This is a genomic window from Nocardiopsis deserti, assembly GCF_008638355.1.
GTDB classification, from domain to species: Bacteria; Actinomycetota; Actinomycetes; order Streptosporangiales; family Streptosporangiaceae; genus Nocardiopsis; species Nocardiopsis alborubida.
Window position 1 is genome coordinate 61838 of sequence record NZ_VWVS01000022.1, and the last position, 23394, is coordinate 85231.

21 protein-coding genes and 1 riboswitch are annotated in these 23394 nt (G+C 73.2%); of the genes, 9 read left to right on the forward strand and 12 right to left on the reverse strand.

Annotated features, from left to right (window positions below; all coding sequences use genetic code 11):
• Window positions 1-350 precede the first annotated feature (350 nt).
• The 9 genes from mihF to pyrR form a co-directional block, all read right to left on the reverse strand.
• Window positions 351-674, reverse strand: coding sequence for an integration host factor, actinobacterial type (gene mihF, locus FYW99_RS26630; protein WP_017565056.1), 324 nt, complete (start codon window positions 672-674; stop codon window positions 351-353).
• 408 nt (window positions 675-1082) lie between these two features.
• Window positions 1083-1799, reverse strand: a complete 717-nt coding sequence (gene pyrF / locus FYW99_RS26635; protein WP_150254773.1) for an orotidine-5'-phosphate decarboxylase — start codon at window positions 1797-1799, stop codon at window positions 1083-1085.
• 318 nt (window positions 1800-2117) lie between these two features.
• On the reverse strand, window positions 2118-3059 hold the full coding sequence (locus tag FYW99_RS26640; RefSeq protein WP_150254774.1) for a dihydroorotate dehydrogenase: 942 nt from the start codon (window positions 3057-3059) through the stop codon (window positions 2118-2120).
• Between the two features lie 51 nt (window positions 3060-3110).
• Window positions 3111-4010: a dihydroorotate dehydrogenase electron transfer subunit gene (locus tag FYW99_RS26645; protein ID WP_130394540.1), complete on the reverse strand. Its 900-nt coding sequence runs from the start codon at window positions 4008-4010 to the stop codon at window positions 3111-3113.
• Window positions 4011-4399: 389 nt separating this feature from the next.
• Window positions 4400-7702 carry a carbamoyl-phosphate synthase large subunit gene (carB, locus tag FYW99_RS26650; RefSeq protein ID WP_150254775.1) on the reverse strand — a complete coding sequence of 1101 codons (3303 nt, stop codon included), beginning with the start codon at window positions 7700-7702 and terminating at the stop codon, window positions 4400-4402.
• Between the two features lie 16 nt (window positions 7703-7718).
• A complete protein-coding gene (gene carA, locus FYW99_RS26655; protein ID WP_150254815.1) occupies window positions 7719-8855 on the reverse strand; it encodes a glutamine-hydrolyzing carbamoyl-phosphate synthase small subunit in 1137 nt (378 codons plus the stop codon).
• Window positions 8856-8908: 53 nt separating this feature from the next.
• Window positions 8909-10210, reverse strand: coding sequence for a dihydroorotase (locus FYW99_RS26660; RefSeq protein WP_150254776.1), 1302 nt, complete (start codon window positions 10208-10210; stop codon window positions 8909-8911).
• A 166-nt stretch (window positions 10211-10376) separates the two neighbouring features.
• Window positions 10377-11285, reverse strand: a complete 909-nt coding sequence (locus FYW99_RS26665; RefSeq protein WP_150254777.1) for an aspartate carbamoyltransferase catalytic subunit — start codon at window positions 11283-11285, stop codon at window positions 10377-10379.
• Window positions 11285-11914 carry a bifunctional pyr operon transcriptional regulator/uracil phosphoribosyltransferase PyrR gene (gene pyrR / locus FYW99_RS26670; RefSeq protein ID WP_150254778.1) on the reverse strand — a complete coding sequence of 210 codons (630 nt, stop codon included), beginning with the start codon at window positions 11912-11914 and terminating at the stop codon, window positions 11285-11287. Before pyrR ends, FYW99_RS26665 begins: the two co-directional genes overlap by 1 nt.
• Window positions 11915-12413: 499 nt before the next feature.
• Here pyrR and bldD point away from each other — a divergent pair, with 499 nt between their 5' ends.
• Both bldD and FYW99_RS26680 read left to right on the forward strand, forming a co-directional pair.
• The gene (bldD, locus tag FYW99_RS26675; RefSeq protein WP_013154123.1) at window positions 12414-12908 is read left to right on the forward strand and encodes a transcriptional regulator BldD; all 495 of its coding nucleotides are present in this window, start codon (window positions 12414-12416) and stop codon (window positions 12906-12908) included.
• 393 nt (window positions 12909-13301) lie between these two features.
• On the forward strand, window positions 13302-13916 hold the full coding sequence (locus tag FYW99_RS26680) for a GNAT family N-acetyltransferase (protein ID WP_190394821.1): 615 nt from the start codon (window positions 13302-13304) through the stop codon (window positions 13914-13916).
• On the opposite strand, the gene metF is transcribed toward FYW99_RS26680, so the two are convergent.
• Window positions 13828-14757 carry a methylenetetrahydrofolate reductase [NAD(P)H] gene (metF, locus tag FYW99_RS26685; RefSeq protein ID WP_150254817.1) on the reverse strand — a complete coding sequence of 310 codons (930 nt, stop codon included), beginning with the start codon at window positions 14755-14757 and terminating at the stop codon, window positions 13828-13830. The two genes, FYW99_RS26680 and metF, sit on opposite strands and share 89 nt — an antisense overlap.
• A gap of 271 nt (window positions 14758-15028) precedes the next feature.
• Between metF and FYW99_RS26690 the strand changes: the two genes are divergently transcribed.
• From FYW99_RS26690 to FYW99_RS26705, 4 genes are all read left to right on the forward strand, one after another.
• A complete protein-coding gene (locus FYW99_RS26690; RefSeq protein WP_150254779.1) occupies window positions 15029-16111 on the forward strand; it encodes a polyprenyl synthetase family protein in 1083 nt (360 codons plus the stop codon).
• A 115-nt stretch (window positions 16112-16226) separates the two neighbouring features.
• A complete protein-coding gene (locus FYW99_RS26695) occupies window positions 16227-17552 on the forward strand; it encodes a DUF418 domain-containing protein (protein WP_150254780.1) in 1326 nt (441 codons plus the stop codon).
• Window positions 17553-17658: 106 nt separating this feature from the next.
• Complete coding sequence (locus FYW99_RS26700) at window positions 17659-18552, forward strand: SDR family oxidoreductase (protein ID WP_150254781.1); 894 nt, start codon at window positions 17659-17661, stop codon at window positions 18550-18552.
• A gap of 149 nt (window positions 18553-18701) precedes the next feature.
• Window positions 18702-19706: a zinc-binding dehydrogenase gene (locus tag FYW99_RS26705; RefSeq protein ID WP_150254782.1), complete on the forward strand. Its 1005-nt coding sequence runs from the start codon at window positions 18702-18704 to the stop codon at window positions 19704-19706.
• Between the two features lie 69 nt (window positions 19707-19775).
• Here FYW99_RS26705 and thiE read toward each other — a convergent pair whose 3' ends face one another.
• Together thiE and FYW99_RS26715 are read right to left on the reverse strand one after the other, a co-directional pair.
• Window positions 19776-20444 carry a thiamine phosphate synthase gene (gene thiE, locus FYW99_RS26710; RefSeq protein ID WP_150254783.1) on the reverse strand — a complete coding sequence of 223 codons (669 nt, stop codon included), beginning with the start codon at window positions 20442-20444 and terminating at the stop codon, window positions 19776-19778.
• A gap of 123 nt (window positions 20445-20567) precedes the next feature.
• Window positions 20568-20921 carry an Rv2175c family DNA-binding protein gene (locus tag FYW99_RS26715; protein ID WP_150254784.1) on the reverse strand — a complete coding sequence of 118 codons (354 nt, stop codon included), beginning with the start codon at window positions 20919-20921 and terminating at the stop codon, window positions 20568-20570.
• A gap of 82 nt (window positions 20922-21003) precedes the next feature.
• Window positions 21004-21115: riboswitch (TPP riboswitch) on the forward strand.
• Here FYW99_RS26715 and thiO point away from each other — a divergent pair.
• From thiO to FYW99_RS26730, 3 genes are all read left to right on the forward strand, one after another.
• Window positions 21084-22295, forward strand: a complete 1212-nt coding sequence (thiO, locus tag FYW99_RS26720; RefSeq protein WP_150254785.1) for a glycine oxidase ThiO — start codon at window positions 21084-21086, stop codon at window positions 22293-22295. It overlaps the preceding riboswitch by 32 nt.
• A gap of 5 nt (window positions 22296-22300) precedes the next feature.
• Window positions 22301-22507, forward strand: coding sequence for a sulfur carrier protein ThiS (gene thiS, locus FYW99_RS26725; protein ID WP_017565075.1), 207 nt, complete (start codon window positions 22301-22303; stop codon window positions 22505-22507).
• A 2-nt stretch (window positions 22508-22509) separates the two neighbouring features.
• Window positions 22510-23268, forward strand: a complete 759-nt coding sequence (locus tag FYW99_RS26730; protein ID WP_150254786.1) for a thiazole synthase — start codon at window positions 22510-22512, stop codon at window positions 23266-23268.
• Window positions 23269-23394 lie beyond the last annotated feature (126 nt).

Below are 23394 nucleotides of genomic sequence, written 5' to 3' on the forward strand. Positions count from 1 at the left end.
GTGTGTTCGAGGCTTCCCTTCGGGCCCGTCCGTCACGGGCGGGGCCGTGGCCCTCGCGTCGCGCTCCGGCGGGCCGGAGCCGGTCCGGGCGCCGTCACCGTGCGGGCGGTCTGGTGTGCGGGGTGTCCGCGTACGGTCGCGGGAAGCTTCCTTTATACCACCGGGCCGCGGCGCGGCGGACGGTCGTGACCTGGGGCCACCCGTCCGCCGGCCGCGGCCCGGCCAGAGCTCACCGGGGGTCGGCCGCTGTCGCGGCGTGGTGTGCGCCGCGACTGTGGGGGACGCGGCGGACCGGTGCACTGCGTTCAGGTGCTGCTCGGTACTGCGGGTACTGCGGGTACTGCCTGGTGCTACTTGGTGAGGTCGCCGAACTCGGCCTCGAGGGCGGCGCGCTGGTTGGTTCCCAGACCGCGGACACGGCGCGACTCAGCGATGTTGAGCCGCTCCATGATCTGCTTGGCCCGGACCTTGCCGACGCCGGGAAGGGATTCGAGCAGAGCCGAAACCTTCATCTTGCCGATGACGTCGTCCTTGAGGCCGTTGGAAAGGACCTCGGACAGCGAGATGCCGCCGTTCTTCAGCTTGTTCTTGACCTCCGCGCGCTCTTTTCTGGCCTTGGCGGCCTTGGCCAGAGCCGCGGTGCGCTGTTCGGGTGTCAGGGGAGGAAGGGCCACGCCGGGTCACCTCGGATTTCTACTCGTTTGTAGAGGGCGGACGCCTGCGCAAGTTAGTAGGTCTGACCCCTGTTAGGCAACGCAAAGTGCCCTTTCAACGGCTATTTCGTCGAACTAACTACTGAGAGTTGTTAGCCGACTGCATTCGGAGACGAAAACCAGGACTTTGGTCCCGATTAGAGGAGGCGCGGAGGGTGCCACCAGCGCAGGTCACACAGGGGTGACGCGGGTCACTCTCGGCAGTGCTCGGCGAATTTCGGACATGCCAAATCAGTGACCGACAGTGACACATAATCGGACCCGCAGGACCCCGTGCACTGGTTCGTCTCCCCGTTCCGTCGATCCCTTCGCCCAAAGCCTCCCGACACCGTCGAAGGGCGCCCGCGCGGCCCCCGACCCCTTCGCTCCCTAGACGCGGACACCCGCCCTCCGCACGGCCGCCGCGAGGGAGGCCGCCGCCGCCCCCGGGTCCGGCGCGCGGGTGATGGGACGGCCGATGACCAACAGGTCCGCACCGGCCGCCACGGCCTCCTCCGGGGTCGCCACGCGCGACTGGTCGCCCCTGTCCGCCCCCGCCGGGCGCACTCCCGGCGTGATGAGGGTGATGTCCGGCCCGACCTCGGAGCGGAGCAGGGCCACCTCCTGCGGCGAGCAGACCAGCGCGCGGGCCCCGGCGCCCACCGCCAGGACCGCCAGGCGCCGCACCGCGTCGCGCGCCGGGCCGAGCAGCCCCACCTGCTCCAGGTCTTCCTCGTCCATCGAGGTGAGCACCGTCACGGCGGCGATCCTGGTCTCGGGCGCGGCCTCCACCGCGGCCCGGACCATGTCCGCCCCTCCCCCGGCGTGCACGGTCAGGATCGAGGGCCGCAGGCCCGCGACGCTGCGCGCGGCACCGGCGACCGTGGCCGGGATGTCGTGCAGCTTCAGGTCGAGGAAGACCCCCAGCCGGCTGGCGCCGCGCACCGCGCTGACCACGTCGGGCCCGTAGCGCAGGTACAGCTCCAGGCCCACCTTGACCGTGCTCACGTGCGGCGCGACCGCGGAGGCCCAGGTGGCCGCGGTCTCCAGGTCCCTGGCGTCGAGCGCCACGGCGATGGGCGCGGAGGGCGTGGTGGTCTCGGTCATGTCGGTATCTCCCATCGTGTGCCGCCGACCGGAGTCGGCGCGTGCAAGGCACGGACGTACTTGCGGACGTGCTTACCGCGGCACCTGAGAATGCACGTTCGCTGTCATGTGCACACCATCAAGGTGTGCGGTTCCCCGGATGAGCCGCTTCATGCGCCCCACCCGTGTCACTTCCCCGTAACGGCCTCCCAGGCGGCCGCAGACGGGTCGCAGTGACCAGGACAGTGGTAGAGACCACTTGCGCGTGTTTGGTCGCACAGCGCCATCTGAACGCCGTTCAGGCCGGTCAGGGCCCTTGTGCGCCCCGTGCCCGGCCTGTCACGCCCCCACACCCGTCCGGTGGGCGGCGCCCACCAGGTCGGCGGCCCGTCTCAGCCCGCGGGCCTCCAGCAGTTCGGTGAACTCGCGGAGCACGCGGGCGCACGCCGAGGGGTCGGAGAAGTTGACCGTGCCGACCGCCACGGCGGAGGCCCCGGCCGCCATGAACTCCATCACGTCGGCGCCCGTGCGGACCCCGCCCATCCCGATGATGGGCACGTCCGGCATCGCCTCGTGCACCCGGTAGACGCACCCCACCGCCAGCGGGCGGATCGCCGGTCCCGACAGCCCGCCCATCCCCCCGGCGACCGCCGGGCGCAGCGTGCGGGTGTCCACGGCCATGCCGCGCACGGTGTTGACCATGGACAGCCCGTCCGCGCGCGCCTCCACGCACGCGGCCGCCAGCTCCACCACGTCGGGGACGTCGGCGGCGAGCTTGGCCAGCACCGGCAGGCCCGAGCGGGTGTGGGAGCGCACCGTGCGCACCACCGCCGCGGCCTGGGCGGCGTCGTCGACGTAGCGGCGCCCCGCGGGGTCGGACGGGTCCGGGCTGGAGAGGTTGACCTCGATCGCGCTGACCCCCTCGGCGGCGGAGACGCGTCTGGCGAGCTCGCCGAACTCACCCATGCCGGTGCCCGCGACGGAGACGATCGCCCGGCCGCCGCGGGAGAGCAGCCAGGGCAGGTCCCGTTGGAGGAACACGTCCACGCCCGGGCCCTGCATGCCCGTCGTGCTGAGCATCCCGCTGGGCGTCTCCGCCATGCGCGGGGCCGGGCGCCCGGCGTGGGGCTCCAGCATCACCGACTTGGTGGTGACGGCGCCGATCGAGGCGATGTCGAGGAACTGGGCCAGCTCGCGGCCCGCTCCGGCGCACCCGGCGGCGGTCACCACGGGGTTGGGCAGCTCCCAGCCGCCCATCCGGGTCCTGAGGTCTGCGTTCACTTTCTCACCCACTGTCTGGTGGTGGTCGGGCCCGGGGCGGGGCCGGGACCCTCAGGCGATGTCGCGGGCCGTCTCCGCGGCGCGGGCCGCGCTGGAGCCCTTCCAGCCCGGGGCGCCCAGGGCGTCGAAGGGGATCGTGCCCACGTCGTCGAAGCGCACCTGCTCGCCCCGGAAGACCGGGCCGTCCACGCAGGAGCGCACCATGCGGGTGATGCCGTCCTCGCCCACCACCGGGATGACGCAGGTCATGCAGATCCCGGTGCCGCAGGCCATGGTCTCCTCCACCGCCACCTGGACGGGGATGCCGTGGCTGGCCGCCACGGAGGTGACCGCGCGCAGCATCGGCATGGGGCCGCAGGCGTAGACGGCGTCGGAGCGGCAGTCCTCGATCACCCTGCCCAGGACGTCGGTGACGCGGCCGCGGGTGCCGAAGGAGCCGTCGTCGGTGGTGAAGGCGGCCGTCTCGGCGATGCGGCGGGCGGTGATGGCGCTGAACACCCGGTCGGCGGAGGCGGCGCCCAGCACGAAGTCCACCCGGCAGCCGCGCCTGCGCAGCGACTGGGCGAGCGGGAACAGCGGGGCGCTGCCCGAGCCCCCGCCCACCAGCACGCAGTTGACCGGCTCGCGGGGCAGCGGGAAGGGGCGGCCCAGGGGGCCGACCACGTCCAGCAGGTCGCGCGAGCGGCGCTCGGACAGCCAGGCGGTGCCGGTGCCGCGCACCGAGAACAGGAACTCGACGGTGCCGCCGTAGTCGGGCTTGACGTCGTGGATGGCGAAGGGGCGGCGCAGCAGGGTGCTGGAGTGGTCGCCGCCGACGGCCACCGACACGAACTGCCCGGAGCGGAACCGCTCGGCTATGCCCGGGGCGACCACGGTGATGGCGTAGTAGGCGTCCACCCTGCGCACGTTCAGCACGGGGCACCTGGTCTGCACCGGTCCGTTGTCGCTCATCAGGTCGTGGCGCCCGAGCCCGGTGTCGCGGACACCGGGGCGTCGGCGCCGCCCTCCCCCCTCTGGGATTCCTGCGTCGTCTCCTGTGCGCCAACCGTATAGGCGGGGGCGCCGTGGACACACCGTCCACGGCACCCCCGTCCGCGGCCCGGCTGGTTCGGGCCCCCGCGGGGTTCTGGAGGTGGCGGAGGCGGGTTCGCCCGTTCCTCGCGAACCCGCCGGAGACACCGCCGTGCCTGCTACAACCCGCTTCCCGCTCTTCGGGCGCCCGGACAAAGGAAGGTACTGCGCGTAGCGTCCGTTGGGGGCGGCAGCCCGCCCGGCGCGAAGCGCCCCCGCGGGCGGTGGCGGCGACGGGCGGGCGGCGCGGAGGCCCCCAGAAACGCTGCTCAGGCCCGGCTGGCGGTGAGGGTGCTCGCGTGCTCCTGGAGGGAGCGCACGCCGACGTCGCCGCGCACCCGCGCCTCGATGGCCTGGACCGCGGCGGCCAGGCCCTGCACGGTGGTCACGCTGGGCACGCCGCGCACCACGGCCGCGGTGCGGATCTCGTAGCCGTCCAGGCGCGGACCGGCCTGCCCGGCGCTGCCGAAGGGCGTGTTGACGATGAGGTCGACGCCCCCGGCGTGGATGAGCTGGACGATGGTGGGCTCGCCCGCCGGACCGCTGCCCTCGCTGTGCTTGCGCACCACGGTGGCGTGCACGCCGTTGCGGCGCAGGACCACGGCGGTGCCCTCGGTGGCCAGGATCTCGAAGCCGAGGTCGGCCAGGCGCTTGACCGGGAAGATCATCGACCGCTTGTCGCGGTTGGCCACCGAGACGAACACCCGGCCCCGTTCGGGCAGGGAGCCGTTGACGGCCAGCTGCGACTTGGCGTACGCGGCGCCGAACTCGGTGTCCAGGCCCATGACCTCGCCGGTGGAGCGCATCTCGGGGCCGAGGATGGTGTCGACCCCCTCACCCTCCTTGTCGATGAAGCGGTTGAAGGGCAGCACCGCCTCCTTCACCGACACCGGGGCGTCCGCGGGCAGGTCGCCGCCGTCGCCGCTGGCGGGCAGCATGCCCTCCTCGCGCAGTTCGGCGATGGTGCTCCCGGCCATGACTCGGGCGGCGGCCTTGGCCAGCGGCACCGCGGTGGCCTTGGACACGAACGGCACGGTGCGCGAGGCGCGCGGGTTGGCCTCCAGGACGTTGAGCACGCCGGAGGCGAGCGCGTACTGGACGTTGATCAGCCCGCGCACGCCCGTGCCCCGGGCGATGGCCTCGGTGGAGTAGCGGATGCGCTCGATGTCCTCGCGGCCCAGGGTGATGGAGGGCAGGGTGCACGCCGAGTCGCCGGAGTGGATCCCGGCCTCCTCGATGTGCTCCATGACCCCGCCCAGGTACAGGTCGCGGCCGTCGTAGAGGGCGTCGACGTCGATCTCGATGGCGTCGTCGAGGAAGCGGTCGATGAGCACCGGGTGCTCGGGGCTGACCTCGGCGTTGCGCTCGATGTAGTCGGCGAGCATCGTCTCGCTGTAGACGATCTCCATGCCGCGGCCGCCCAGCACGTAGGAGGGGCGGACCATGACGGGGTAGCCGATCTCGTCCGCGGCGGCCTTGGCCTCGGCGAAGGAGTGGGCGGTGCCGTACTTGGGCGCGGGCAGCCCGGCGGCGGCCAGGACCTTGCCGAACTCGCCGCGGTCCTCGGCCAGGTCGATGGCCTCGGGGCTGGTGCCGATGATGGGCACCCCGGCGTCCTTGAGGCGGCGGGCCAGGCCGAGCGGGGTCTGGCCGCCCAGCTGGACGATGACCCCGGCGACCGGTCCGGCGGCCTGCTCGGCGCGCACGACCTCCAGCACGTCCTCCAGGGTGAGCGGCTCGAAGTAGAGCCGGTCGCTGGTGTCGTAGTCGGTGGAGACCGTCTCGGGGTTGCAGTTGACCATCACGGTCTCGTACCCGGCGTCGGAGAGGGCGAAGGAGGCGTGGACGCAGGAGTAGTCGAACTCCACGCCCTGGCCGATCCGGTTGGGCCCCGAACCCAGGATGATGATCTTGGGGCGGTCGCCCGTGGGGACCTCGGTCTCCTCGTCGTAGCTGGAGTACAGGTAGGGCGTGCGGGCCTCGAACTCGGCGGCGCAGGTGTCCACGGTCAGGTAGACGGGGTGGACGCCCAGGGCGTGGCGCAGTTCGCGGACCACGTCCTCGCTGCGGCCGGTGATCTGGCCGATCTGGAGGTCGGAGAAGCCCAGCCCCTTGACCTGGCGCAGCAGGTCGGCGTCGAGCTTGGGGGCGTCGGCCAGGACGCGGGCCGCCTCCTCCAGGCGCAGCATCTGGTCCACGAACCAGGGGTCGATGCGGGTGGCCTCGTGGACCTCCTCGACGGTGGCCCCGGCGCGCAGGGCCTGCTGGACCTGGCGCAGGCGGTGCTCGGTGGGGGTGGCGGCCAGGCGCAGCAGCTCGTCCTTGTCGCCGGGCTGACCCTCCCAGGTCAGGCCGACGCCCTTCTTCTCCAGGGAGCGCATGGCCTTCTGGAGGGCCTCGGGGAAGGAGCGGCCGATGGCCATGGCCTCGCCCACCGACTTCATGGTGGTGGTCAGGCCGGGGTCGGCTCCGGGGAACTTCTCGAAGGCGAAGCGGGGCACCTTGACGACGACGTAGTCGAGCGTGGGCTCGAAGCTGGCCGGGGTCTCCCGGGTGATGTCGTTGGGGATCTCGTCCAGGGTGTAGCCGACGGCGAGCTTGGCGGCGATCTTGGCGATCGGGAAGCCGGTGGCCTTGGAGGCCAGCGCCGAGGAGCGCGACACGCGCGGGTTCATCTCGATGACGATGACCCGGCCGGTGGTGGGGTGGACGGCGAACTGGATGTTGCAGCCGCCGGTGTCCACGCCGACCTCGCGGATGACGGCGATGCCGATGTCGCGCAGCTTCTGGTACTCGCGGTCGGTGAGGGTCATGGCGGGGGCGACGGTGATGGAGTCGCCGGTGTGCACGCCCATGGGGTCGAGGTTCTCGATGGAGCACACGACCACGACGTTGTCGTTGGTGTCGCGCATCAGCTCCAGCTCGTACTCCTTCCAGCCGAGGATGGACTCCTCCAGGAGCACCTCGGTGGTCGGGGAGAGCGCCAGCCCCTGCCCGGCGATGCGGCGCAGCTCGGCCTCGTCGTGGGCGAAGCCCGAGCCCGCGCCGCCCATGGTGAAGGAGGGACGCACGACGACGGGGTAGGAGAGCTCCTCGGCCGCGGCCAGGCACTCCTCCAGGGTGTGGCAGATGCGCGAGCGGGCGGACTCGCCGCCGATGCGCTCGACGATGCCCTTGAAGCTCTCGCGGTCCTCGCCGGACTGGATGGCCTCGATGTTGGCGCCGATGAGCTCGACGCCGTACTTGTCGAGGATGCCCGCCTCGTCCAGGGCGACGGCGGCGTTGAGGGCGGTCTGGCCGCCCAGGGTGGGCAGGAGCGCGTCGGGGCGCTCCTTGGCGATGATCTTCTCGATCATCTCGGTGGTGATCGGCTCCACGTAGGTGGCGTCGGCGATCTCCGGGTCGGTCATGATCGTGGCCGGGTTGGAGTTGACCAGGATGACCCGCAGGCCCTCGGCCCGCAGAACCCGGCAGGCCTGGGTGCCCGAGTAGTCGAACTCGGCCGCCTGCCCGATCACGATCGGGCCGGAGCCGATCACGAGGACGGATGAAAGGTCACTACGGCGCGGCATGCTCTGCTTCCTCTTGCTACTTGGCAGCCGGAGCGGGCTGGGCGGACATCAGGTCGACGAACGCGTCGAAGAGTTCGGCGGCGTCGTGGGGGCCGGCGGCGGCCTCCGGGTGGAACTGGACGCTGAACGCGGGGCGGTCCAGCAGCCGCAGGCCCTCGACGACGCGGTCGTTGAGGCCGATGTGGCTGACCTCGGCCCGGCCGTAGGGGGTGTCGAAGGGCGTGTCGAGGGGGGCGTCGACGGCGAAGCCGTGGTTCTGGCTGGTGATGGCGACCCTGCCGGAGCGGGTGTCGATCACCGGCTGGTTGACGCCCCGGTGCCCGAAGGGCAGCTTGTAGGTGCCCAGGTCCAGGGCGCGGCCCAGGATCTGGTTGCCGAAGCAGATCCCGAAGAGCGGCCGTCCCGCCTCCAGGACGCCGCGCATGGCGGCGACGGGCCCGTCGGCGGTGGCGGGGTCGCCGGGGCCGTTGCTGAAGAACACCCCGTCCGGGTCCAGGGCGAGGATGTCCTCGGTGGTGGCGGTGGAGGGCAGCACGGTGACCCGGCACCCCCGTTCGGCCAGGCGCTGGGGGGTCATGGCCTTGATGCCCAGGTCCACGGCGGCGACGTGGAAGCGGGCGGGCACGCCCTCGGGCGGCAGAACCTCGTAGGGCTCGCGGGTGCTGACCTCGGCGGCCAGGTCGGCCCCGGCCATGGCGGGCTGCTGGCGCACGCGCTCCAGCAGGGCCCGCGGGTCGGTCTCGGTGGTGCTGATGGCGGCGCGCATGGCGCCCCTGTCGCGCAGGTGGCGGGTGAGGGCGCGGGTGCCGGTGAGGGCGATGCCGACCACTCCCTGGCGGCGCAGCTCCTCGTCCAGGGTGCGCTCGGCCCGCCAGTTGGAGGTGATGCGGGCGGGCTCGCGCACGACGTACCCGGCGACCCAGACGCGGCCGGACTCGGGGTCGTCGTCGTTGACGCCGGTGTTGCCGATGTGGGGGGCGGTCATCACCACGATCTGGCGGTGGTAGGAGGGGTCGGTGAGGGTCTCCTGGTAGCCGGTCATGCCGGTGTTGAAGACCGCCTCGCCGAAGGTCTCCCCGGTGGCGCCGAAGGAGCGGCCGTGGAAGACCCGGCCGTCCTCGAGTACCAGAATCGCGGGTCCGCTCTCGGACACGTTCGCCCCCTCCTCCGCCGGGCCGTCGGCGGCCCGGGTGTTCTGTTCTGTGCTCACTGGATCTTCCCCTCCAGGACGGTCGGGGCGCCGCGCAGGAACGTGGCGCGCACCTGACCGGGCAGGGTCATGCCCCGGAAGGGCGTGTTGCCGCTCTTGCTGGCCATGGCCGCGCCGTCCACGTCGACGGCGGCGGCCGGGTCGTACAGGACCACGTTGGCGGGCTGGCCGACGGCCAGGTCATGCCCGTGGTCGTGGACGCGGCCGATACGGGCCGGTGCCGCGGACATGCGGTCGGCCACGTCGGCCCAGGTCAGGAGACCGGTGTCGACCATCGTGCGCTGCACGACCGCCAACGCCGTCTCCAGTCCGACCATTCCCATGGCGGCGGTGGACCACTCGGTCTCCTTGGCCTCCGCGGGGTGGGGGGCGTGGTCGGTGGCGACGATGTCGATGGTGCCGTCGGCCAGGCCCTCGCGCAGCGCCTGGACGTCCTCGGCGGTGCGCAGGGGCGGGTTGACCTTGTAGACGGGATCGTAACCCTCCACCAGCTCGTCGGTCAGCAGGAGGTGGTGGGGTGTGACCTCGGCGGTGACGTCGCAGCCGCGGGCCTTGGCCCAGCGGATGATGTCGACCGAGCCCTTGGTCGAGACGTGACACACGTGCAGGCGCGAGCCCACGTGCTGGGCGAGCAGGCAGTCCCGGGCGATGATCGCCTCCTCGGCGACCGCGGGCCAGCCGGGCAGGCCCAGACGGTCGGAGACGCGGCCCTCGTTCATCTGGGCGCCCTGGGTCAGGCGCGGCTCCTGGGCGTGCTGGGCGACGACGCCGTCGAAGGCCTTGACGTACTCCAGGGCGCGGCGCATGAGCAGGGCGTCGGAGACGCAGATGCCGTCGTCGGAGAAGACGCGCACGCCCGCGGCGGAGTCGGCCATGGCGCCGATCTCGGAGAGGCGCTGCCCGGCCAGGCCGACGGTGACGGCGCCGACGGGGCGCACGTCGCAGTACCCGGCCTCGCGGCCCAGGCGCCAGACCTGTTCGACGACCCCGGCGGTGTCGGCGACGGGGTCGGTGTTGGCCATGGCGTGGACGGCGGTGTAGCCGCCCATGGCGGCGGAGCGGGAGCCGGTGGCGACGGTCTCGGCGTCCTCGCGGCCGGGCTCGCGCAGGTGGGTGTGCAGGTCCACCAGGCCGGGCAGGGCGATCAGGCCGGTGGCGTCGACGGTCCGGACGTCCTCGGGGGCGTCCAGGTCCCGGCCGGTCGCGGCGATGCGGCCGTCGGCCAGGAGCAGGTCGACGGGGTCGCCGCCGAGCGGGCGGGCGCCGCGGATCAGGTGCGGTCCGTGGGTGTCGGGCATCGCGGTGTTGGCTTCCTCGTGTTCTGGGATGGGGAGGGGCGGCGCGGGGCCGGGGCCGGGCGGTTCGGGCGCCGCGGGGACCGGGGTCTCCGGACCCGCGGCGGGGCCTCGCGTCCCTCGGATGCGGTGGCGCGGGGCCGCGGGGGCGGGCCCCGCGGCTGGGCCGTCAGGAGCCGCTGAGCAGCAGGTAGAGCACGGCCATGCGCAGGCTGACGCCGTTGGCGACCTGCTCGGTGACGGTGCAGCGGGGTGAGTCGGCGACCTCGGCGGAGATCTCCATGCCGCGGACCATCGGGCCGGGGTGCATGACGATCGCGTCCTCGGGCATGCGGGACAGGCGCTCGCCGTCCAGGCCGTAGTTGCGGCTGTACTCGCGCGTGGACGGGAAGAAGGACTCGTGCATGCGCTCGGCCTGTACGCGCAGCATCATGACGACGTCGGACTTGGGCAGGACGCCGTCGAGGTCGTAGGAGACCTCGCACGGCCAGGTGTGCACCGAGACCGGCAGCAGGGTGGGCGGCGCGACCAGGGTGACGTGCGCGCCCAGGGTGGTGAGCAGCAGCACGTTGGAGCGGGCGACCCGGCTGTGCAGGATGTCGCCGACGACGGCCACCCGCAACCCTTCCAGGCGCCCCAGGCGCGAGCGCATGGTGAAGGCGTCCAGCAGGGCCTGGGTGGGGTGTTCGTGGGTGCCGTCGCCCGCGTTGAGGACGGACCCGTCCACCCAGTTGGCGAGGCGGTGGGCGGCGCCTGAGGCGCTGTGCCGGATGACGACGCCGTCGGCGCCCATGGCCTGGAGGGTCAGCGCGGTGTCCTTGAGGCTCTCGCCCTTGGAGACGCTGGAGCCCTTGGCGGAGAAGTTGATGACGTCCGCGGACAGGCGCTTGGCGGCCAGCTCGAAGGAGGTGCGGGTGCGGGTGGAGTCCTCGTAGAAGAGGTTGACCACGGTGCGCCCGCGCAGGGTGGGCAGCTTCTTGACGGAGCGGTCGCCGACCTGGGCGAGCTCGGCGGCGGTGTCCAGGACGAGGGTGGCCTCGTCGCGGGAGAGGTCGCCGGCGGAGAGCAGGTGGCGCATCAGTCGTTCACCTCGTCGGTGCCGGGGCGGGGGCGGGACGGGCCGAGCAGCACCGCGTCGTGTCCGTCGGTCTCCTCCAGGCGCACGGTGACGCTCTCGCGCAGCGAGGTGGGCAGGTTCTTGCCCACGTAGTCGGCGCGGATGGGCAGTTCGCGGTGGCCCCGGTCGACCAGGACCGCGAGCTGGACGGCGCGGGGGCGCCCCAGGTCGCCGAGGGCGTCCAGGGCGGCGCGGACGGTGCGGCCGGAGAAGAGGACGTCGTCGACGAGGACGACGACGCGGTCGTCGAGCCCGCCGTGGGGGATCTCGGTCCGGCCGAGGGCACGGACGGGGGCGGAGCGCAGGTCGTCGCGGTACATGGTGATGTCGAGCGAGCCCGCGGGGACGGTGAGGTCCTCCACCCGTTCGATGCGCCGCGCCAGGCGGTGGGCGAGCGGGACCCCGCGCGAGGGGATGCCCAGGAGTGTGACGCCCCGGCCGCCCTTGGTGCGTTCGAGCACCTCGTGGGCGATGCGGGTCAGCGCCCGGTTGATCTCGTTGCCGTCGAGGACGGCGCGGGTGCCCTCGGGCACCTCGGGTGCGGAGGGACCGCCACCGGCGTCACCGGACGTCGGTTTTTGTGCACGCAAAGTAGTGACCCCCTTCCCTGCCTCACTGAACAGGTCGTTAAAGGATGTCGATCGGATCCACGCTACCAGCGGCGCCCGCGACCCCCGCGAGGCGGTCGATGACCCGAGGTTACAAATGTGACTCTGGTCACACCCCAAGCGAACATGTATCCCCTGAAATGTGGTCATGTCGCCACCCATTGGATACGGCAACGAAGGGGCTGAAACCTGAAATACCCAGGAGGAGCGGGCTTTTCATGCCATCGTGACGCACGACTCGCCCCGTTCGGTCCGGACATGAGAGGTGTCTCACTTACGCACGGTTTGGCCACTGATTAGTCGCGTTTCACACCAACGGCTTGACCTGGAAGGCAGACCCCCCTACCGTCACTGTCTGTAACCACTGCCGGGTGGGGTTGCATCCCGTGACCATCCGCTGGACCGCCCAGGCGGCCCGCCGAGTACGAGCGGACGTCCCCCCACCACGCCAGCCACTGTCACGGCCGGGAGCGACAAGAAGATGCCATCCGAATACGCGAAGTCCCTCGGTGCGCGACTGCGTGCCATCCGCACCCAGCAGGGCCTGTCCCTGCACGGGGTGGAAGAGAAGTCCCACGGTCGCTGGAAGGCCGTCGTGGTGGGCTCCTACGAGCGCGGCGACCGCGCCGTCACCGTCCAGAAGCTCGCCGAGCTGGCGGACTTCTACGGCGTGCCGATGTCGGAGCTGCTGCCGGGCGGCGCGGCTCCCACCCCGCTGGGCCCCACGCCCAAGCTGGTCATCGACCTGGAGCGCATGCAGCAGCTGCCGCAGGAGAAGGCCGGACCGCTGTCCCGCTACGTCGCCACGATCCAGAGCCAGCGGGGTGACTACAACGGGCGGGTGCTCTCCATCCGCCAGGAGGACCTGCGTTCACTCGCGGTCATCTACGACAAGTCGCCCGGCGACCTGACCGAGGAGCTCATCAACTGGGGCGTCCTCGACCCCGAGGCGCGCCGCGCGGTCGACGCCTTCTGACCGGTACCCGAAACCGGGACGACCGAAGAGATCCACACCCGCTCGACGAGAACCGGCGGCCCCGACGGGGCGCCGGTTCTCGTCGTGTCCGACAGGCCGGGGACTGGCCGGCGGACGGGGCCGGGTCGTGTTCCCGGAGCCTCTCGGGCTCGAAAGCCTCCAGCGGAACACTCCCCGGAGCGGCGCGACCGGACGTGGGGCTTCCCCTCCCCAACCCGGCCGCGCCGCCCTCCCGCCGGAGGGGGGTCCGACGGAGCGCGTCGAACTCCTGTTCGACGTGATCCAGTTAACCCCAGGCCGCCGGACCCGTCAAGAACCCCGCGCGGCACCGCGCGCACCCCGTCCGCGCCGAAAACCCGGGACGCGGGGACGCCGGGGAACTACCCTTGGCCCGTGGTAGCCGATACCGAGTTGCGCGAGCTGGCCCCACCCGCCTTCACGCACGCCGTCCCCGCGCTGCTCCAGGTGTACGAGGCGGCCATGCGGCCGCCCCCGGAGCAGCTGCCCGGGCGCGCCTCCGTCATGAACGGCCACGCCCGCAACCCGGGCTTTCGCGCTGTGGTGGCCGTGCGCGGCGGCCTCCCGGTCGGCTTCGCCTACGGCTTCCACGGGCACGGCGGCCAGTGGTGGCACGACACGGTGGCGGAGGGGCTGCGCGCGGGCGCGGGGGCCCGCCAGGCGCGCCGCTGCCTGTCCGACGCCCTGGAGGTCGCCGAGGTGCACGTCCACCCGGACGCGCAGAACCGGGGCGTGGGCCGCGCCCTGCTCCACGCCCTGTGCCGGGACAGGCCGGAGCGCACCGCGGTGCTGTCCACGCGTTCGGGACCCTCCGCGGCGCGCCACCTGTACCGCTCCTGCGGGTTCACCGAGGTGCTGGAGGACTTCCGCTTCCCCGGCAGCCCCGGTCAGCCCTTCTCGATCATGGCCGCCCGGCTCCCTCTGACGGGCTCCGGTGGCCGGAGACCTCCCGGTAGATCTGCCTGGTGGCCGTGGACCGGTTCGAGGTGATGAAGTGGATGCCCGGCGCGCCCTCGGCCAGCAGCCGCTCGCACATGCGCTGGGCGTGCTCGATGCCGAAGGCCCGCACGGACTCGGCGTCGTCGCCGAAGGAGGCGAACCTCTCCGCCAGGTCGGCGGGGAAGGGCGCGCCGGAGAGCTGTTCCGAGCGCGGGATGAACGAGGTGCGCACCACCGGGAAGACCTCGGGGATGATCGGCACCTCGCAGCCGCGCGCGGCCACCCGGTCGCGCAGGCGCAGGTAGTCCTCGGGGTCGAAGAACATCTGCGTGATGGCGTAGTCGGCGCCCGCCTCGCACTTGCGCACGAAGTGGTCGGTGTCGGTCTCGACGTCGGCCGAACGCGGGTGCTTGAAGGGGAAGGCGGCCACACCCACGCAGAAGTCGCCGCTGTCCTTGATCAGGCGCACCAGTTCCTCGGCGTAGGTCAGCCCCTGGGGATGGGAGACCCACTCCCCGTCGGGGTCGCCGGGCGGGTCGCCGCGCACGGCGAGCATGTTGGACACGCCCGCGTCGGCGAGGCGGCCGACGAGGTGGCGCAGCTCCGCGACGGAGTGGTCGACCAGGGTCATGTGCGCGACCGGCAGCAGTGTGGTGTCGGTCGCGATGCGCTCGGTGGTCTCCACGGTCAGTCCGCGCGTGCTGCCGCCCGCGCCGTAGGTGACCGAGACGAAGGCGGGGCCGAGGGCCTCGATCTCCCTGATCGCACGCCACAGGCGCTCCTGCGCCTGGGGCGTGCGGGGCGGGAAGAACTCGAAGGAGAACATCGGCTCGCCCGCGTCGAGGAGTTCGCGGATATGGCGCGGCCTGGGGGCCGGGCCTCGGGGCGCCACAGGGAGTGTCGGTGCAGCCAGCATGCGCACCAGCTTAGGTCAGACACTCCACGCGGTGGGGGCTGCGTCCCATCCTGTGAGATCCGTGGCGCGCGCCACTCCCGCGCCTGACGCGCGCGGCGCGACGTGCGAGGACGCGTCGTGGCCCCGTCCCGGCCGGGCGCGTGGGCGCTGCTGGTGACGGTGCCGTCCGTGCTGGTGGCCGACCGGAAGCGGCCCGGTCGGACGAACCGGGACCGGACCGGGCCCGACAGCCGATAATCTGCGGGTCATGGTGCCTTCCTCTTCCCCGTCCGCCCCCGCCGTCTCCGCGGTCCGCTCCGGCGTGGACCGCGAGCTGACCTCCTTCTGCGCCGACCACCGCGCCCAGCTGCTGGAGATCGGGGAGGAGCTGGCCCCGGCCATGGACGCGCTGGAGGCGATGGTCTCCGGCGGCAAGCGCCTGCGCCCGACCTTCTGCTACTGGGGCTGGCGGGGCGCGGGCGGCGCGGCCGACGACGAGCGGGTGGTGCGGGCTGCGGCCTCCCTGGAGTTCCTCCAGGCGTGCGCACTCGTCCACGACGACGTGATCGACAACAGCGACACCCGGCGCGGGCTGCCCGCCACGCACAAGCGGCTGGCCGAGCTGCACACCGACCAGGGATGGGGTGGCGACAGCGAGGGCTTCGGCCAGGGCGCGGCCATCCTCATCGGCGACCTGTGCCTGGCCTGGTCGGACGAGATGTACCAGGCCAGCGGCTTCCCGACCGAGGTACTGGGCCGGGGGCGGCGCCCCTTCGACGCGATGCGCACCGAGGTCATGGCCGGGCAGTACCTGGACACCCTGGAGCAGGTGCGGGGTACCGGCACCCGCGAGGCCGCGCTGCGCGTGATGCGCTACAAGTCCGCCAAGTACACGGTGGAGCGCCCGCTGCACCTGGGCGCGGCCCTGGCGGGCCGCCACGAGGAGCTGGCCGGGGTCTACACCTCCTACGGCATCCCGCTGGGGATCGCCTTCCAGCTGCGCGACGACGTGCTGGGCGTGTTCGGCGACCCGTCCACCACCGGCAAGCCCGCCGGGGACGATCTGCGCGAGGGCAAGCGGACACTGGTCGTGGCCGAGACCCTGGCGCGCGCGGGGGCGGCCGACGCCGAGCGGTTCCGCTCGCTGCTGGGTGCGCCGGACCTGTCGTTGGCCTCGGTGGAGTGGATGTGCTCCCTGATCGAGGAGTCGGGCGCGCTGTCCGCGTGCGAGGAGCTGATCTCGGAGTACACCGACCGGGCCGTCGCGGCCCTGGAGAGCCCCGGACTGGACGCCTCCGCCCGCGAGCCGCTGCGCGCACTGGCGGTGGCCGCCACCTCGCGCTCCTTCTGAGGGTCCTTCCCTAGGGGGCTTTCCCGGGTCCGCGCCCGCCGGGGGCGTATTGTGCCCGGCTGCCCGCTCCGGTTGAATCGCTGACACGACATATCGCGAAACCGGGGGGTCTCCCATGTCTGGGCACACCGTTTCCCGCGGTCCGGTCGGCGCGGGCGAGAGAGCCCTCGCGCCGGACCTGGCGCGCGGGTTCATGCTTTTGTTCATCGCGCTCGCCAACACCGTCTGGTACCTGTGGGCGCTTCCGGGGAGCGGGGGCGGCGTCCACCCCGAGCCGGGCGGCGCGCTGGACCGGATCGCGCAGTTCTTCGTCGTCATGGCGGTGGACATGCGCAGTTATCCGATGTTCGCCTTCCTGTTCGGGTACGGCATGGTGCAGCTGGCCCGGCGCCAGGAGGCGGCGGGCTCGTCCGTGCGGGAGGTGAACGCGCTGCTGCGCCGCCGCAACCTGTGGCTGCTCGCGTTCGGGTTCGTCCACGCCCTGCTGCTGTGGATGGGCGACATCCTGGGCGCCTACGGTCTGGCCGGACTGCTCCTGGGCTGGCTGTTCCTGCGGCGCAGGGACGTCACACTGCTGGTGTGGGCGGGCGTGTTCACCGGGCTGGCCGCGCTGCTGGCGGCGTTCAGCCTGCTGGGCCTGGCCTTCATGCCCGCGGACACCTCCTCCTCGGCCGCGTTCAGCACGGACCTGATGGCCGACAGCATAGGCAACACCTCGGTCCTGGGCGCCGCGCTGGGCCGCGTCCTGGACTGGCCGCTGATCACGCTGGGCCAGGGTCTGCTGGGCATGGTCGTGCCCGCGGCGATCCTGCTCGGCTACTGGGCCGCGCGCCACCGGACCCTGGAGGAGCCGGGCGGGCACCTGGGCCTGCTGCGCTGGACCGCGGCCTTGGGCATCGGCGTGGGCTGGCTGGGCGGACTCCCCCTGGCCCTGGCCCAGATCGGGGTCTGGGACCTGTCCCCCGCGCAGGCGGGCATGCTGACCATGCCGCACATGGTGACCGGGCTGGCCTGCGGCCTGGGCTACGTGGCGCTGATCGCGCTGGCGGCGCACCGGATCCAGGGGCGCGGTCGCGCACCGGGCGCGGTGGTCGGAGCTCTGTCGGCGACCGGCAAGCGCTCGCTGTCGGCCTACCTGGCCCAGTCGGTGCTGTGCGCGCCGGTCCTGGCGGCCTGGGGCCTGGGGCTGGGCGGCGAGCTCACCTCCTGGTCGATGGCCCTGTTCGCGGTGGGCGTGTGGCTGGTGACCGTGGCGGCGTCCTACGCGCTGGAGCGCGCGGGCAGGCGCGGACCGGCCGAGGCGCTGCTGCGCCGCCTGGCCTACCGGCGCCCGGTCGCGCGGGGGGCTCGGGAGGCGGAGGAGCCCGGGCGCGGACCGGGTCAGGGGGTCGGGCACGGACCGGCCCGAGGGCCCGCGGGCGGCGAGCGCCCCGCGCCCTGACCTCGGCGCAACCACAGCGCCGACCGCACCGCGCCCATCCCCGCGGCGCAAAAAGGCGCGTGCCGCTCAGCGCCCGGCAGGCCCTCGTAACGCAGGATGGGGTGTCATGGGCGACGATCACACGACAAACCACACCATAGGGGTGACGGGGGCGACCGGGGCGCTGGGCGGGCGGGTCGCCGCGCGGATCGCGCGGCTGGGCAGACCCCAGCGGCTCATCGTACGCGACATCAACCGCGCTCCCGAGTATCCCGGCAGCAGCGCGGCGATGGCGGCCTACGAGGACTCGACGGGCTTCGAGCGGGCGTGCCGGGGGGTCGACACGCTGTTCCTGGTCTCGGCCACCGAGTCCGAGGACCGGATCGACGTCCACGTGAGCGCGGTGGACGCGGCGGTCAAGGCGGGGGTCTCCCGGATCGTCTACCTGTCCTTCCTGAGGGCGGGGCCGGCGTCGACCTTCACGTTCGCGCGCACGCACTTCTTCACCGAGGCACACATCCGCTCGACGGGGGTGCGGTACACCTTCCTCAGACCCAGCCTGTACCTGGACCTGCTGCCCGACTGGGTGGACGACGGGGGTGCGGTACGGGGTCCGGCCGGTGACGGCCGGATCGCGTGGGTCTCGCGCGACGACGTGGCGGACGTGGCCACGGCGGTGCTGACCGACCCGGCGGCCGCGCTCGCCTCGCACAACACCAGCCACGACGTCACCGGTCCGGAGGCGCTGTCCCTGGGCGCGACGGCGGAGAGGCTGGGCGTGCTCACCGGGCGCTCTGTGCGCTACGTGCCCCAGACACGGGAGGAGGCGTTGGAGTCGCGCCGCCCCAGCGGTGCCCCCGACTGGGCGGTCGAGGGCTGGGTGACCTCCTACGCCGCGATCGCCGCCGGGGAGCTCGACGTGGTCTCGCCCGCCGTCCCCGACCTGACCGGCCATCCCGCCCAGTCCATCGAGGGCTTCCTGCGGCGCCATCCCAGCGCCCTGTCGCACGTCGCGGTCTGACCGCGTCCCCTCCCCTCCGCCGCGCCCCGCGCGCGGCGGCCTCCCTGTGCCGCGGGTCTCATCTCCACCCGATCCTTGACCTCAATAAATGTTGAGGTAAGAGGCTGGGCGGTGTTGGAGACAGGCAGTGCGCACCGAGGGAGAACGACATGCGAGCGGTACAGGTCGAGGGGTTCGGCGGCCCGGAGGTCCTGGTGGTCCGGGATGTGCCCGAGCCCTGGGTGGGACCGGGTCAGGCACTGGTGGAGGTCGCCGCGGCGAACGTGATGTACCTGGACACCCTGGTCCGCGGCGGTTGGGGGCTGGACTACTTCCCCGTGACTCCCCCCTACGTCCCCGGCGCGGGCGTGGCCGGGCGGGTGGTCCGGATCGGTCAGGGCGTGGACCCGGGCTGGGAGGGGGCCACGGTGGTCGCCGACACCGGGCACACGGACGCGACGCCGGAAGGGCCCACCCTGCCCGTGGACGGTTACGCCGAGCGGGCCGTGGTCCCGGAGTCGGCTCTGGTCAGGGTTCCCGATGAGGTGGACCCCCGCGCGGCACTGGCCCTGCTGCACGACGGGCCGACCGCGCTGGCGCTGGAGCGGGCGGCGGGCTTCGGCCCCAGCACCACGGTCCTGGTCGCCGCGGCCGCCGGAGGGGCGGGCACCCTGGCCGTCCAACTGGCCCGCACGGCCGGGGCCCGGGTCATCGGCGCGGCCAGGGGCGGGGCCAAGCTGGCCCTGGTCCGCGAACTGGGCGCGCAGGAGACCGTGGACTACTCCGAGCCGGGCTGGCCGGAGCGGGTGCGCGCGCTGACCGGTGGCGCCGGGGTCGACGTGGTCCTGGACGGCGCCGGGGGCGCGCTGGGCGCGGCGGCCTTCGAGACCCTGGCCGACGGCGGCCGGTTCGTCGGCTACGGTTCCGCGGGCGGGAGCTTCACCGAGGTGGACGCGGAGGAGGCCGGGCGCCGCGGGATCGAGGTCCTGGGCCTGTTCGACCTCAAGGCGGCCGACGGCGACCGGCAGGACGCCCTGCGGATGGCGCTGGAGATGGCCCGCATGGGCAGGATCACCCCGCACGTGGGGCTGACCCTGCCGTTGGAGCGGGCCGCCGAGGCGCACGCCGCGCTGGAGGGGCGCACGGTGCTCGGCAAGGTCCTGCTGCTTCCCTAAGGCCGCGCGGCGCTGGGCGGCCGGGCCCCGGCGGAGCGGCTCCGACGGGCCTCCGGTGCCGGCCGCCCGTCAGTCCCCGGCGCGGGCCGCCAGGCGCTGGCGCAGAGCGGCGGCGGCGGCCCGGGGGTCCTCCGCCTCCGTGATCGCGCGCACGACCACGACCCGGCGGGCCCCGGCGTCCAGCACGCGGTCGATGTTGTCGGCGTCGATCCCGCCGATGGCGAACCAGGGGCGGTCGGTGCCCAGCGAGGCCGCCTCCTCCACCAGCTCCAGCCCGGCGGCCGGGCGGCCCGGCTTGGTGGGGGTCGCCCAGGTCGGGCCGACGCAGAAGTAGTCGCTGCCCGGCTCCTCGGCGGAGGCTGCCGCGGCGGCGACGTCGTTGTTGGAGCGGCCGATCACGGGGTCCGCGCCGATGATGTCTCGGGCCATGGGCACGGGCAGGTCGCGCTGGCCCAGGTGGAGGACGTCGGCGCGCACGGCGCGGGCGATGTCGGCGCGGTCGTTGACCGCGAGCAGGGCGCCGTACCGCTCGCACGCCTCCTTCATCACCTCCAGGGCCGCGATCTCCTCGCGCGCCTCCAGGCCCTTGTCCCGGAGCTGGATGATGTCCACTCCCCCGGCCAGGGCGGCGTCGGCGAACTCGGCGAGATCGCCCCGACCGGTCCGGGCGTCGGTGCACAGGTACAGAAGCGATGCGTCCAGGCGCTTGCGCAGGCTGGTTCCGTGGCTGGTCCTCACACAGTCCACCCTAGGCCCTGGCGCGTTCGGGCCCAAGGGGGAGGGACGCGGCGGCGCGCCCCTCCCCCCGTTCCCACCCGGCCCCCGACCGGATCCGCGAGGTCGCGGACCGGAGCCCGCGGACTAGAAGGCCATGCTCTGGGCCCGGCGGCGCACCTCGGTGCCCCGGTTCTCGCGCATGGCCTGGATCGGCGTGCCCGGCAGGGAGTCGTCGGGGGTGAACAGCCAGCGCAGGGCCTCCTCGGAGGAGAAGCCCGCGTCGGTGAGCAGCAGCAGTGTTCCCGGCAGGCCCTTCACCAGGTCGTCACCGTCGATGAAGGCGGCGGGGATGGACAGTTCGCCGTCGCGGACCACACCCATCATGCGGTTCTCGCGGATCAGCGTCTTGATCCGGTTCGGGCTCACGCCCAGCGGCGCAGCCGCCTCCTTGAGGGTCAGCCAGTCGCCGATGAGCGTGTCGATGTCGCGTTGTGTCACACCACCAATCTGCCACATCCGCGCACCTCCTTCCCCCCGGCAGGGGGCGCGTCGGGGACGGGTCCTAGAATGGGGACAGACCCCTACATCCCGCGGGAGCCGGGTGGGACCCGGCTGAGAGGGAGGCTGTGAGCCTCCGACCGCACGAACCTGATCCGGATCATGCCGGCGAAGGGAGTGGAAGCCACAGCCGTGCGCACCTCCAACGATTCCCACCGCGACCGCGTCGTCGTGGTCGGCGGCGGCCTCGTCGGGCGGGTCACCGCCTGGCGCGCCGCCCAACGCGGACTGCGCGTCACCCTGGTCGAGTCCGACCCGACCCGCGCCGCCTCCACCGTGGCGGCGGGCATGCTGACACCCGCCACCGAGGCGGTGTTCGGTGAGGAGCCCCTCATGGAGCTGGGCCTCCGCTCGGCCCGCATGTACGCGGACTTCGTCGCCGAACTGGAGGAGGCCAGCGGCCTGGACGTGGGCCACCGCGCCACCGGCACGCTCCTGGTCGCCTTCGACCGCGACGACCTCGCCGTCCTCACCGAACTGCACGCGCTCCAGCAGCGGCTGGGCATCGCCGCCGAGCGCCTCACCGGCCGCGAGTGCCGCCGTCTGGAGCCCATGCTCGCCCCGTCCGTGCGCGGCGGCGTCCTGGCGCCCGACGACCACTCCGTGGACCCGCGGCGGCTGCTGCGCGCCCTGACGGCGGCGGGCGAGCGCGCGGGCGTCACCGAGGTCCGCGGGCGGGTCCAGGAGGTCCTCTCCCCCGGTCCCGGAGGCGCCCGGCTGGGCGTGCTCCTGGCCGGGGAGACCCCGGCCTCGGGCGCCACGGCCCGGGAGACCCTGCCCGCGCACCAGGTGGTGCTGGCCGCGGGCTGCTGGGGCAACGCCGTCGGGGTCCCCGAGCCCGTGGTCCCGCCGCTGCGCCCGGTCAAGGGACAGCTGCTGCGCGCCCGGGTGCCCGACGGCGGGCCGCCGCTCGTCAGCCGGACCGTCCGCGGCCTGGTCCGGGGCTTTCCGACCTACCTGGTTCCGCGCGCCGACGGCGAGGTCGTCATCGGTGCCACCCAGGAGGAGCTGGGCCACGACACCTCCCTCACCGTCGGGGGGCTCTGGCAGGTGCTGCGGGACGCGCGCGAACTCGTCCCCGGGGTGAGCGAGCTGGAGGTCACCGAGACCTGCGTCGGGCTGCGCCCCGGCTCCCCCGACAACGAACCCCTCCTGGGACCCACCCGGGTTCCGGGACTGCACCTGGCCGCCGGGCACTTCCGGCACGGGGTGCTGCTGGCCCCGGTGACCGGTGAGGCCATGGCCCGCGCCCTGACCGACGGAGACCTGCCGGAGTACGCCCGCCGCTTCACGGCACGACGCGCAAGTAGGTAGTAGCAGTGGAACTGATCATCAACGGCGACCGCCGCGAGTTCACCGACGACACGACCGTGGAAGCGGTCGTACGCGACCTGACCGGCACCGAGGTCCCCGGCGGTATCGCCGTGGCCGTCAACGACGAGGTGGTGCGCCGGGCCGCGTGGGCCGCGAGCCCGCTCAACCAGGGCGACCGCGTGGACGTCCTCACCGCAGTACAGGGAGGCTGAACTTGAACGACGACCTCGTGATCGCGGGAACCTCCTTCGGGTCCCGACTGATCACCGGAACCGGAGGGGCCCCCTCCCTGGAGGTCCTGGAGGAGGCCCTGATCGCCTCCGGCACCGAGCTGACCACCGTGGCGATGCGCCGGGTCTCCCCCGGCACCCAGGGGTCGGTGTGGGACGTCCTGACCCGCAACAGGATCCGGGCGCTGCCCAACACCGCCGGGTGCTTCACCGCCGTCGACGCGGTGCGCACCGCCCGCCTGGGCCGCGAGGCGCTGGACACCGACTGGGTGAAGCTGGAGGTGGTGGCGGACGAGCACACGCTGCTGCCCGACCCCGTCGAGCTGCTGGACGCCGCCGAACAGCTGGTGGACGAGGGCTTCACCGTGCTGCCCTACACCAACGACGACCCCGTGCTGGCCCGGCGGCTGGAGCAGGTGGGCTGCGCCGCGGTGATGCCGCTGGCCGCCCCGATCGGCTCGGGGCTGGGCATCCGCAACCCGCACAACCTGGAGCTGATCGTCGAGCGGGCCGGCGTGCCGGTCATCGTGGACGCGGGGATCGGCACCGCCAGCGACGCCGCCCTGGCCATGGAACTGGGCTGCGACGCGGTCCTGCTGGCCACGGCCGTGACCCGCGCCCAGGACCCGGTGCGCATGGCCGCCGCGATGCGCGACGCCGTCCGCGCGGGCCGCGGCGCCCGCCTGGCGGGGCGCATCCCGGTGCGGCGCCACGCCCAGGCCTCCTCGCCGTCCGTGAATTAGGCCACCTCGACCCCGTGTCCCGCTCCCGGATCCCCGCGGGCCGGTGCGTCCCACCTGGGGCGTTTGGTGCCGTCCTCTACCGTGGAACGAGTGTGCGGCCCGGAAGGGAACACCCCACACACCACG

Excerpts from the sequence above, each read along its gene's own strand:
- pyrF (WP_150254773.1), bottom strand. The coding sequence starts at position 1,799 with ATGACCGAGACCACCACGCCCTCCGCGCCCATCGCCGTGGCGCTCGAC.
- FYW99_RS26645 (WP_130394540.1), bottom strand. The coding sequence starts at position 4,010 with ATGAGCGACAACGGACCGGTGCAGACCAGGTGCCCCGTGCTGAACGTG.
- carB (WP_150254775.1), bottom strand. The coding sequence starts at position 7,702 with ATGCCGCGCCGTAGTGACCTTTCATCCGTCCTCGTGATCGGCTCCGGC.
- FYW99_RS26660 (WP_150254776.1), bottom strand. The coding sequence starts at position 10,210 with ATGCCCGACACCCACGGACCGCACCTGATCCGCGGCGCCCGCCCGCTC.
- FYW99_RS26665 (WP_150254777.1), bottom strand. The coding sequence starts at position 11,285 with ATGCGCCACCTGCTCTCCGCCGGCGACCTCTCCCGCGACGAGGCCACC.
- bldD (WP_013154123.1), top strand. The coding sequence starts at position 12,414 with ATGCCATCCGAATACGCGAAGTCCCTCGGTGCGCGACTGCGTGCCATC.
- FYW99_RS26690 (WP_150254779.1), top strand. The coding sequence starts at position 15,029 with ATGGTGCCTTCCTCTTCCCCGTCCGCCCCCGCCGTCTCCGCGGTCCGC.
- FYW99_RS26695 (WP_150254780.1), top strand. The coding sequence starts at position 16,227 with ATGTCTGGGCACACCGTTTCCCGCGGTCCGGTCGGCGCGGGCGAGAGA.
- FYW99_RS26700 (WP_150254781.1), top strand. The coding sequence starts at position 17,659 with ATGGGCGACGATCACACGACAAACCACACCATAGGGGTGACGGGGGCG.
- FYW99_RS26705 (WP_150254782.1), top strand. The coding sequence starts at position 18,702 with ATGCGAGCGGTACAGGTCGAGGGGTTCGGCGGCCCGGAGGTCCTGGTG.
- thiO (WP_150254785.1), top strand. The coding sequence starts at position 21,084 with ATGCCGGCGAAGGGAGTGGAAGCCACAGCCGTGCGCACCTCCAACGAT.